We start from the raw sequence: 9,651 nt of genomic DNA on the forward strand, positions 1-9,651 counted from the left end.
CGCCCCGGCGCGAACCGGGGCGGCCTTCCGCTGTCAGCCCTGGGAGGATAGGGGCTTCAGCGCACCAGAAACATCGGTGACTACTCGCGATCCGTTCTCGGCGGATCGTCTTGCACCTAACCATCGAGAGGATTCCCGGTTCCGCTATTTTTTCGCGGAAGAAAAATTGCAGCGCGGGAGCCTGCCAGGCCGGCAAGGAATAGGCCGGCTACCGTGAGCCGGGCGGCAAAGATGCGGGGCAGGTCACGAAACCATTGTTGCCGAAAGCACGCGAGGCAAGTCCGTTCTCGTGCAGTTCCCAGACGGGGCGGCCTGATGGAACCTATGCGGTTCGCTGGGGTTATGGTGCACGGTAGAATGGGAGAGCCCCATGCATTCCATCATATATCTTATCGGCCTCATCGTGGTGATCCTCGCGATCCTGTCCTTTCTCGGATTGGCGTAGGGAGCGTTCAGATGGCGAGCAGTTCGCAAGACCAGCGGCAAAACCGCAGCGCAGGCTCCGGCACGGCGGAGACGGTGCGAGATTCGGCCGCCGAAATGGGAACGGATATGAAACAGGAAGCGCTCGACCGGGTCGACAAGGCGAAACGGCAAGCCTCCGACAGCCTGCACGGTTTTGCCGAGGCCATCCGCCGTGCCGGTGCGGAACTGGCGGAACAGGACCAGGGCCCGGCCGCGCAGCTTCTGGGCCACGCGGCGGGCGGGCTGGAGCAGTTCTCCAGCGCCCTCGGGCGAAAGCAGTTCGACGAGATGATCCGCGACGTGCGGCGTTTCGGGCGCGACCATCCCGGGGCATTCCTCGCGGGCTCGGTCCTGGTCGGCATGGCGCTCGGGCGGATCGCGCAGGGCAGCGTGTCGGACACGACGCAGTCTGCCGTGACCAGCGGAGACGACCCGCGCGACAGCACTGCCAACCACCTCGGAGGAGGTCGCCATGAATCTTAAGGCCGAAGCACGCGGGATCACCACATTGATCTCCGACTTTGCTGATCAGGCTGCCACGCTCGTGCGTACGGAGTTCCGTCTGCTGCGTACGGAGATGTCGGAGAAGATCGACCAGGTGCGCAACGGGGCGATCGAGGTCCTCGCGGGAGGCGTCTGCCTGCTGGCGGCGCTCCTGGTCCTGCTGCAGGCGCTGGTTGTGGGGCTGGCCGAGCTCGGCCTTGGAGCCGGGTGGGCTTCCCTCCTCGTGGGCGTGGTCGTCGCCGCCCTGGGCGCGTTCCTGGTGCGGCGTGGCACGTCCAACATGGCGACGGCAAATCTGATGCCCGACCGCACTCAGGAGCAGGTTGCCGAAGATGCGCGGACAATGAAGGAACACATACGATGACACCGAGATCGGCGGCCGAACTGGAACGCGAGGCGGAGGCGGCCCGCGATCGAATGATCGACACCGCGCATAAGATCCAGGACAGACTGACACCTGGCCGGATCATCGACGAGGTCGGTTCCTATTTCAGGGATTCGGACGGGGCCATCGCGGTTCACAATCTGAAGAACCAGATCCGCGACAATCCCCTTCCGCTTGCACTGATCGGCACCGGGGTTGCCTGGCTCCTCATGGGAAGCGGGGCGGGCACCGCCCAGGCGCGGCAGGAGTACGCCGCAGAGCCGGACGCTTCGGATACGGACGCGGTATGGCAGGAGACCCATGGCTTGCCGCGAACGGGCGTGGCACCCGTTCCGAAAAGCGGGCAGGGGCAGCCATCGGTGAAAGACAGAGCCGGTGGCGCGATGCATGCCGCTTCCCGAGCCGCGGGATCGGTGGGGGAGAAGTTCGGCTCCGCCTACGCGTCCGCCACGGAAAGCGCCTCCGGGGCAACCCACTCCATGGCCGAGGGCGGGCAGCATATCGGGCAACGGGCGCGCGGCGCCGGCCGCTCGGCGGTGGACGCAGGCACGCGCGCACAGAGGGCGATCAGCCACACGCTTCGCCAGGAGCCGATTATCATAGGCGCAGTGGGGATCGCACTTGGCGCAGCCATAGGCGCCTTCATGCCGCGGACGCGGGCGGAAGAGGAATATCTGCAGCCCTACGAGGACAGCGTGCGCGATCGCATGCAGGAGACGGCCAGACATGGCCTCGACAGCGCCAAGGACGTCGCCTCAAAGGCCTATGGCGCAGGCAAGCAAGAGGCGGAACGCCAGAAGGCTGGGGGCCAGGATACGGGTACCGCGAGTCAACAGGCGACCGGCAGACCCAGCAAGGCTGCCGGCAGCACAAGCCGCCGCAGCACCGAGGGAAGCACTAGCAAAAACTCGCGCTAGCGCAGCTGCCCAACTTTCCCGTCAGAAAGCTCGTGCGCCCCGGTGACCCTCTCGGAAGGAAGAACCGCGCAGAGAGGTGGAGGCGCCGACGCGGCTGAGGGCAGTCCTTGCCTGTGTAGGCAGTCGCGCAGCGGCACGTGAGCGACCCGAGACATGGGTGAAGTTGCACGGACATGGGCAACACTTTCGGCTTTGCCGGCGGTGTTGATGCCGTGCAGAGAGCGTTTGGTGATGGGTGAACGTCTTTGTTCGCGGCGCGGCTTCTGGACGGGGCGCTAATGAGCGATGTGCGCCGTGCGTCCGAGAACTGGCATAGATTCAAGATTGATGCAGCGGAACGGTTCGGTTATGTAGACCGGGCGGGCCGCTACTGCCCCCGCACCCGTACGTAGCTCAGCTGGATAGAGCGCTGCCCTCCGAAGGCTGATGTCAAGGGGCTACGTGACAACGAGGAGACGAAAAGAAGCAGTAAGAACAAGGATTTGCGAGGCCCTCGTTCTTGTCTTTCAACTCGCGAAAGTTCACGTAAGCACTGCGTAAGCAGTTGCGACACGGTGAGCACCCATAGCTCAGCTGGATAGAGCGTCGCCCTCCGAAGGCGAAGGTCTCAGGTTCGAATCCTGATGGGTGCGCCACATTCCCCCACGAAATTTCCTGAATTTCCAAGAGCTTTTGTTGGTTTCGCTTAGGTCGCGAATTGATCGTATCTGCATCAAGCCTGCCCTCAGCGTTCCGACTTGGAAATTCCCGGCAAGCGCACGATTTCATCGGCGAGATAGTCGATGAGCAGACGAACACGTGCGATGTTCGCGCGTTCGGGAACGATGAGCATGTTCAGCGGAACCGACGGAAGCGAATAGTCCGGCAGGAGTATCTCAAGGCGCCCGTCCGCCAGAAGGTCGTCAACCAGCCAGTGATGGACCGGCGCGATTCCACGTCCCGCGGCAAGGGCCAGGCGTGCGGCAAGCCCGTGATCGGTCTGAAAGCGTCCTTCGAATGGAATGGTTCGGACTTCGTCTGACCCACGCAGAGTCAGACTGTCGCTTCCTGCGATATTGGTCATCCGAATGCCCTCGTGAGCCTGCAGGTCCTGTACGCTGGCCGGTCTACCTCGGGCGGATAGATAGCTTGGCGCGGCCGCCAAGAAACGCGGGGACTGTCCGAGTGTCTTAAGCTTCATGGAGCTATCGGTGAGAGGACCTAGGCGGATTGCGATATCCACGCCTTCCCTGACGAGGTCGATGCGTTCATCTGTAAGGCTCAGGTCGACCCCGATTTCGGGATAGCGATCCTGAAAATCGAAAATCAGCCGGTTGATGTGCAAGATCCCCAAGGCCGCAGTGCAGGAAACCCGAACCATGCCGGCAGCTGCGCTGCTGGTGCCGCGTGCTTCGTCTCCCGCCTGTTCGACCAAGCGCAATATTTGCACGCAATTGATGTAATAGCGGCGGCCTTCATCGGTCAGAGTGACGCGGCGAGTGGTTCTGGCGAGCAAGGGCGCGCCGACGGCCTCTTCCAATTCCCGTACATGCCGGGAGACTGTCGATTGGCCTATGCCGAATTCACGCGCGACGGCCGATAGGCTGCAACGCTCAGCGACGCGAACAAAGCTGAGCATGCGTTCGAGCGTGACGTCCGATTTATCCATTTTTCGGCATATAAATATTCATAAACCCCCAACTAACGGATCAATGACGGTTTGGCTACCTTGGATACGCATTCAATTATCCGAAACAGGACCAACCATGGAAAAGTCGATCCCCGATCGTATGCTCGCTGCCGCAATCGACCGCTTCGGCGGCGTCGAAGAGTTCAAAGTCCAGTCGCTACGCGTCCCCGAAATCGATCGAGACGAGGTTCTCATCCGCGTTGAGGCGGTTGGCGTAGGCGTGTGGGACCAATGGGAACGCGAAGGAGTCTTCTTCGATCTCTTCCGCGAGCGACATGGCTTCGAGCCTCAGTTTCCCTACATCATCGGTTTCGACGGCGCTGGCACCGTTGCCGCCGTGGGAGAGGCCGTCCAGCGCTTCAAGGTCGGCGATCGCGTATACGCCGACCGACACATCAACCCCAAAGGCGGTTTCTATGCCGAATATGTCGCTGTCAAAGCTGATTTCGCCTCACATATACCAGGCAACCTGACCGTTGAGCAGGCGGGCGCCATGCCGGTTGACGCGATCACTGCGCTTCTGGGTCTCGACGACGTACTTGGACTGGAGAAAGGTGAGACGCTCATGATTTTCGGTGCCGGGGGCGGTCTCGGGCATTTGGCCGTGCAGTTGGCGAAGCGAATGGGCGTCCGTGTCTTTGCAGTTGCCTCTGGCACAGATGGTGTCGCCTTGGCGCGCCGGAGTGGAGCCGATTTTGCGGTAGACGGGCGCAAGGAGGACGTGCTCGCAGCGGCCCGGGCATTCGAACCGGCGGGATTGGATGCTGCACTGCTCACCGCGGGAGGGGAAGCGGCACAACACGCGCTTCAAATCCTGCGACCGGGCGGCCGTGTTGCCTATCCCCGTGGTGTATCGCCTACGCCGGAAGCGCAATTAAATTTTACAGTCGAGGAGTACGCGGGCGACGAAGCTAGACGCGAAATACTCGACAAACTCGATCACTTGATCACCTCCAACTCGTTCGAGGTACATGTGGCACAGAGCTTCACGCTCGATCAGGCTGCGGACGCTCATCATGCCTTAGGCGAGCACTATCTCGGCAAGCTAGCCCTGCGGCCGACCGAACGATGAAGGGTGCAGAGCCGATGACAACATCGACCGCGCCTTTCCGCGCAGCTTTTCGGTCTTTATGGTGACGCGTGTCTTGCCGGCAATGATGTCCTTCATCAGATTGTTCATGTCCGGCTTGGTAATGTCCCGCACACGTCGTGTCCCGAGAAGGGGAATGATGTGCCTGCGGATACGGCCGACATCGGTGGCGATGGTGGTGTCCTTCTTCGGTCTGCCGCCTTTGCCAAGGATGAGGCCAGCCTCCATGTCGGCGATGTACTGCTCGCAGAGCTGCTTGATGGTCAGCGCCTTGCGGTCTTCCTCTCGCTCTTCAGCAGGATCGCCGCCATGGGCGACCTGTCCGAGCAGGGCTTTGGCTTCGCGGCGCGCAGTCTCCGGGGTCCAGACACCATGAAGGCCGATCGTGTAGCGAAGCGAAGCAAATGTTGGAGACTGACACGCTGTCGGTCGACGAGGTCGGCGCTTCGGTCGGATATGATGACTCGACCTCTTTTCGGAGGGTCTTCAAGCGTGGCGTGGGATTGTCGCCGTCGGCCTACAGGAAGAAGTTCCAGCGTATCTCGCAGATAGCCAGACCGCTTGAGGCCCATTGATTTCGCTGTGCCACGCAGCGAATTGCGCCTCGCCCTCTATTCACGTGCACGGTCGCGATTTCGGGGCAGTTTGTTGCCTGTCCGGTTCTGGCCGAAGAAACTGAATAAGCCGCCGTCCGGCTGACGACCTCATCATGGACGTTTCGCCGCCCACTGCCGCTGCCCGAAACCTGACGTCCATGTGCAACTGATCCTCAGCGTAAAGGGAGTCGCAAGTCGGCTGCAAGGATTGGTGCGGCATAGAAGGCTGCCTTCGACACTTTGGTTGCGGTCTACAGGCCGGGATCACTCAGTCTCCTAGTCTAGTCGGTATTCAATACCACAGGCTGCGCGCGGCGGCGCTCGACCTTGGCCAGCAGCACCAGGCTTGCCGTTAAAAGCAATGCCCCGTTGAACGGATGGAATGAGAGCGGCAATGTCTCCGAGCCCGCCGCCAGCACCACCTGGACCAGATAGAGCAGGAAAACGAGGCCAGCCCACCAGCCAAAGCCCCGCAGTCGGGAAACCAACAGGGCGCTGCCAACAAGGGCGAGAGCCGGAATCGCAAGAAGGACGCCTATTGCCGCATGCACTCCCCAAAGCTCACCGTCCTGGAAAAGGGCGGTGCCGGCGCTCAGGAATTGGGCGAGAAGTCCGACAGGCAGCAGCCTTGCCGACCAGGTGAACCAGCCGGGGGTGCCGCGTTCGAGGTCGACGAAAGTGTCGTGCATCTTGTTTGCCATGGTCAGGCCACCTTTGCTTCGGCTGTGGGGGTTGACGCGATCCAGGCCGCCAGCCGGTCGGCATAGCCCTCTGCCGCGGCCTTGAGCGCCTCGGGCGGCAGTTTGTCGGCTTCATAGATGACGAAGGGTGGCGACCATTCGAGGCCGCAGCGATTGGCAGTGGCCCGAAGTGGCGCAAACAATGCCTCGATCTTGAACATGTTGCGCCCGCCGGCCCGATAGGTTTCCGGCACATTGCCGGCGGTCGCCGCCACCATCAGTTCGGTCCCTTCCAGCACGCGGCCTTCCGTTTCATAGTTGATATAGAACATGCGCGTGAGTACCGCGTCCTGCCACGCTTTCAGCAAGGGTGGCGTCGAATACCACTGCACGGGGAACTGGAGCACGATTCGCCCGGCGGCGAGCAGGCGTGCCGCCTCGCTTTCACCGTCGCGGAACATGTCGATGCCACCGGGATAGGCAGATTGCATATCGACGACTTCGATATCTGGTAGCCTTGCCGCCGCCGCCGCGGCCAGCGCGGCATTGGCGTTCGACCGTGAGAGGTCGGGATGAAACAGGAGGATGAGGGTCTTGGTCATGATCGCCTCTCTCTGGGTTGTGATGGAGAGACGATGCCGCCGATTGAAAAATTACTCCAATCGATTTTCAATCTAATCTATTATCCGACGTATGAATTTGAGATCGCTCGACCTCAACCTCCTCGTCGTGCTCGACGCGCTTCTGGACGAGGCCCATGTCAGCCGCGCAGCCGACCGGGTCGGCCTGTCCCAGCCGGCAGCATCGGCCGCGCTGCAACGCTGTCGCCATCTCTTTCGCGACGAGCTTCTGGAACGCGGTCGCGGAACTATGCGCCTGACCCCGAAGGCCGAGGCGCTGCGTGCGCCGCTGAAATCGCTGTTGGCGGGTGTCGTGGATCTGGTCGATCCGCCGAAAGTGCCGCTCAGCGAGATACGCCAGACCCTTCGGGTCACCATGGCGGACTATCCGGCGCTGCTCGTCATCGCGCCCATACAGCAGGAACTTCAGCATTCCGCGCCCGGCGTAGACCTTGTGATCCAGCCATGGCACGGCGCTGATGCCGCCCGTTTTCGATTGATGGAAGGAACGGCTGACCTGGCCATTTCCGTTTTCCCGCCAGCGGAGGACGAACTTCACCGGGAGGAACTGCTCGTTGAGCACTATGTGGTCGCCATGCGTGAGGGTCATCCCGCAGCCAGCAACTTCAATCTCGACACCTGGCTGCGTTATCCGCACATCCTCGTCTCTGGCCGGGGCGATACGCGAACCCCGCTCGACGCGGAGCTCGCCGGCCGCGGGCTCGCCCGGCGCGTCGGTCTCGTCGTGCCCAATTTCCAGATTGTCCCGTCGCTCCTTCAGGGCTCCGATATGATCGCCATGCTGCCTTCACGCGTTGTGGCTGCCGAAGGCAAACTTATCTCTTTCCTGCCGCCGATCCCGATCTCCGGTTTCCCCCTCCATCTCGCCTGGCACCACCGCCGGGCCACGGACACAGCGCTCCGACACGTTGCCGGAATAGTCGCATCGCTGCTGCGGGAGAGATGACAGCATCTCTCCTGGTCGATAGCAGACATTCGAATAGCGAGCGCCGCCGGCCAAAGCAGAATTTTCCGACAGGAAGAAAAGCGGACAAGACTAATGGAGCGGTTTGAGCCTGGAGGCGGATTCCTATAGAGGCGTTGTCCAATAAAGACCCGACCAGCGATGGCGATCAAGAAGCGCATCAAAACCTAAGCAAGCTCACGCGCGAACTTCTCGCCGAAGGCGAAAGCGTGCGGTCGGATTTCAAGCGTCTGCCAGACGGCATCAGTGCAGATGACCTCGTTGCCTTCGCCAACTCGGAGGCCGGTGGGCAAATACTAGCAGGCGTCGACGAGCAGGTGGTCGACAAGGCCCAAATCGGCGTCGTGCGTGGCTGCGATGTCAGCGATGCCACCGTCCTTCAGATCCTGAACAAAGCAGTCAGCTGCATCCCGCCGGTCTCGATCGATGTCTATATCGAAAACCTGGACGACAAGCCCATCCTTAGGGTGGAAGTTCCACCGAGCCTGACCAAGCCGTATTGTACGCCAAGACGAAGAACTTTTTGCGCACGTCGTCGCCGGCGGTAAACTTACAGTCAAAAGCAAGCAGCCTGAAGATAGCGACATCACAGACGAGGATGCCAAGCTGCTATTAGAGATTGCCGTCAGCCATGTGCATGACACCGAGCGCGACAAGAAATACCAGATTGTCGTCAAAGCCCCAAGGATTGCAGTGATGACGAACTTGATCAGTTCGCGGCCAAGGTGGCCGATGGCGGTGAAGTGGCCGACGGAATTCGCGATCGCACCAAACGCGTCTTCCGGCTCGGATTCGTTGTCCATGACGATGCCATCGTAGGGACTGGGGCATTGAAGAAACCAGCAGCAGGCTATCGAGCCAAGGTCTTCAAGAAGGCAGCAGCCAGCTAGTTCGCGTGGACAAACCTGATCCACTGTCTGATCGTAGCAATCTGAACGAACCCAAGGAAGCTTGCGGCCAGCTTGTCGTATCGTGTGGCGATGCGGCGTGAGTGCTTGAGGCGATTGAAGAAGCGCTCGATGCGGTTGCGCAGTGCGTATTTGGTTTTGTCGACCGGGCGCTGAACTTTGCGGTTCGACTTTGTCGGGATCACCGGGTCTGCGCCGCGCCGCTCAAGGTCGTCGCGAATGGCGTCGCTGTCATACCCCTTGTCGGCCAGCATCGCGGCCGGATCGGGCGCCTCCTCCTGCATCAGATCCTCGTAGGCGGCCATGTCCGAGGCCTGACCGGGCGTTAGGCAGAAGCCGATGGCGAGGCCCTGCGCATCCGTTCGGGTATGAAGCTTGGTCGTGAGCCCACCGCGCGAACGGCCAACAGCATTTCTCTGAATCCCCCTTTTCCGCCAGCTGCGTGCTGGTGCGCCCTCACGATCGTGCTGTCGATCATCTGCATCGCCGTGTCGGCCGCGTCGCTTTCGGCAAGGGCTGCCAGCATCACGTCCCAGACGCCGGCTTCCGTCCAGCGGCGATACTGGCGATGGACTGAGTTCCAGTTGCCGAAATCGGCCGGCAGGTCACGCCAGGGCGAGCCCGTCCGCGTGATCCAGAAGATGCCGTCCAGCACCTTGCGGTGGCCCTGCGGCCGCCGGCCGCCGCGAGAGCGGTTCTCGATCAGGAACGGCGCGAAGAACGCCCATTCCGCATCACTCATCAGTCCTCGAATCAAAGCTGCCCTCCTCAAAGAGCAGCTTTGAATCACGCGTCAGATAAAATGGGAACCGGGTTTGTCCACGCGGCCTAG

11 protein-coding genes, 1 tRNA gene and 1 pseudogene are annotated in these 9,651 nt (G+C 61.4%); 8 read left to right on the forward strand and 5 right to left on the reverse strand.

Features of this window, described 5'->3' with window-relative positions; genetic code table 11:
• Positions 1-456 precede the first annotated feature (456 nt).
• The 4 genes from SIN08_RS23520 to SIN08_RS23535 all read left to right on the forward strand — a co-directional run bounded on the left by SIN08_RS23520 (position 457) and on the right by SIN08_RS23535 (position 2,906).
• Positions 457-948, forward strand: a complete 492-nt coding sequence (locus SIN08_RS23520; RefSeq protein ID WP_322454047.1) for a hypothetical protein — start codon at positions 457-459, stop codon at positions 946-948.
• On the forward strand, positions 938-1,333 hold the full coding sequence (locus tag SIN08_RS23525) for a phage holin family protein (RefSeq protein WP_322454048.1): 396 nt from the start codon (positions 938-940) through the stop codon (positions 1,331-1,333). The genes SIN08_RS23520 and SIN08_RS23525 overlap by 11 nt, the downstream gene beginning before the upstream one ends.
• Entirely contained in the window at positions 1,330-2,271 is a 942-nt protein-coding gene (locus tag SIN08_RS23530; RefSeq protein WP_322454049.1) for a DUF3618 domain-containing protein, read from the forward strand. Before SIN08_RS23525 ends, SIN08_RS23530 begins: the two co-directional genes overlap by 4 nt.
• Positions 2,272-2,829: 558 nt before the next feature.
• Positions 2,830-2,906 (forward strand) — tRNA-Arg (locus SIN08_RS23535).
• Positions 2,907-2,995: 89 nt separating this feature from the next.
• Here SIN08_RS23535 and SIN08_RS23540 read toward each other — a convergent pair.
• The gene (locus tag SIN08_RS23540) at positions 2,996-3,919 is read right to left on the reverse strand and encodes a LysR family transcriptional regulator (protein ID WP_322454050.1); all 924 of its coding nucleotides are present in this window, start codon (positions 3,917-3,919) and stop codon (positions 2,996-2,998) included.
• 97 nt (positions 3,920-4,016) lie between these two features.
• Between SIN08_RS23540 and SIN08_RS23545 the strand changes: the two genes are divergently transcribed.
• Entirely contained in the window at positions 4,017-5,012 is a 996-nt protein-coding gene (locus SIN08_RS23545) for an NADP-dependent oxidoreductase (protein ID WP_322454051.1), read from the forward strand.
• Between the two features lie 30 nt (positions 5,013-5,042).
• On the opposite strand, the pseudogene SIN08_RS23550 reads toward SIN08_RS23545, so the two are convergent.
• A pseudogene (locus SIN08_RS23550) lies at positions 5,043-5,429 on the reverse strand (integrase); the annotation flags it as partial.
• Between the two features lie 5 nt (positions 5,430-5,434).
• On the opposite strand from SIN08_RS23550, the gene SIN08_RS23705 reads away from it, so the two are divergent.
• Positions 5,435-5,605, forward strand: a complete 171-nt coding sequence (locus SIN08_RS23705) for a helix-turn-helix domain-containing protein (protein ID WP_416208127.1) — start codon at positions 5,435-5,437, stop codon at positions 5,603-5,605.
• A 302-nt stretch (positions 5,606-5,907) separates the two neighbouring features.
• Here the strand turns inward: SIN08_RS23705 and SIN08_RS23555 are convergent, their stop codons facing one another.
• A complete protein-coding gene (locus tag SIN08_RS23555) occupies positions 5,908-6,327 on the reverse strand; it encodes a DUF6220 domain-containing protein (protein ID WP_322454052.1) in 420 nt (139 codons plus the stop codon).
• Positions 6,328-6,329: 2 nt separating this feature from the next.
• Positions 6,330-6,908: an NAD(P)H-dependent oxidoreductase gene (locus SIN08_RS23560; RefSeq protein WP_322454053.1), complete on the reverse strand. Its 579-nt coding sequence runs from the start codon at positions 6,906-6,908 to the stop codon at positions 6,330-6,332.
• Between the two features lie 91 nt (positions 6,909-6,999).
• Between SIN08_RS23560 and SIN08_RS23565 the strand changes: the two genes are divergently transcribed.
• The gene (locus tag SIN08_RS23565) at positions 7,000-7,893 is read left to right on the forward strand and encodes a LysR family transcriptional regulator (protein WP_322454054.1); all 894 of its coding nucleotides are present in this window, start codon (positions 7,000-7,002) and stop codon (positions 7,891-7,893) included.
• A 134-nt stretch (positions 7,894-8,027) separates the two neighbouring features.
• Complete coding sequence (locus SIN08_RS23570) at positions 8,028-8,459, forward strand: ATP-binding protein (protein ID WP_322454055.1); 432 nt, start codon at positions 8,028-8,030, stop codon at positions 8,457-8,459.
• A 338-nt stretch (positions 8,460-8,797) separates the two neighbouring features.
• Here SIN08_RS23570 and SIN08_RS23575 read toward each other — a convergent pair.
• Positions 8,798-9,561, reverse strand: a protein-coding gene (locus tag SIN08_RS23575) for an IS5 family transposase (protein WP_322449402.1) whose coding sequence is annotated in 2 segments (ribosomal slippage) — positions 8,798-9,252 and positions 9,252-9,561 — 765 coding nt in all. Because the reading frame shifts where the segments join, the coding sequence is not laid out codon by codon here.
• Positions 9,562-9,651: the final 90 nt, after the last annotated feature.

Origin of the sequence: Chelativorans sp. M5D2P16 (assembly GCF_034427935.1) — a bacterium.
Lineage (GTDB): Bacteria > Pseudomonadota > Alphaproteobacteria > Rhizobiales > Rhizobiaceae > Chelativorans.

What these genes read in the sequence shown, in the direction of transcription:
- SIN08_RS23520 (WP_322454047.1), top strand. Translation starts at nt 457, where the DNA reads ATGGCGAGCAGTTCGCAAGACCAGCGGCAAAACCGCAGCGCAGGCTCC.
- SIN08_RS23525 (WP_322454048.1), top strand. Translation starts at nt 938, where the DNA reads ATGAATCTTAAGGCCGAAGCACGCGGGATCACCACATTGATCTCCGAC.
- SIN08_RS23530 (WP_322454049.1), top strand. Translation starts at nt 1,330, where the DNA reads ATGACACCGAGATCGGCGGCCGAACTGGAACGCGAGGCGGAGGCGGCC.
- SIN08_RS23540 (WP_322454050.1), bottom strand. Translation starts at nt 3,919, where the DNA reads ATGGATAAATCGGACGTCACGCTCGAACGCATGCTCAGCTTTGTTCGC.
- SIN08_RS23545 (WP_322454051.1), top strand. Translation starts at nt 4,017, where the DNA reads ATGGAAAAGTCGATCCCCGATCGTATGCTCGCTGCCGCAATCGACCGC.
- SIN08_RS23705 (WP_416208127.1), top strand. Translation starts at nt 5,435, where the DNA reads ATGTTGGAGACTGACACGCTGTCGGTCGACGAGGTCGGCGCTTCGGTC.
- SIN08_RS23555 (WP_322454052.1), bottom strand. Translation starts at nt 6,327, where the DNA reads ATGGCAAACAAGATGCACGACACTTTCGTCGACCTCGAACGCGGCACC.
- SIN08_RS23560 (WP_322454053.1), bottom strand. Translation starts at nt 6,908, where the DNA reads ATGACCAAGACCCTCATCCTCCTGTTTCATCCCGACCTCTCACGGTCG.
- SIN08_RS23565 (WP_322454054.1), top strand. Translation starts at nt 7,000, where the DNA reads ATGAATTTGAGATCGCTCGACCTCAACCTCCTCGTCGTGCTCGACGCG.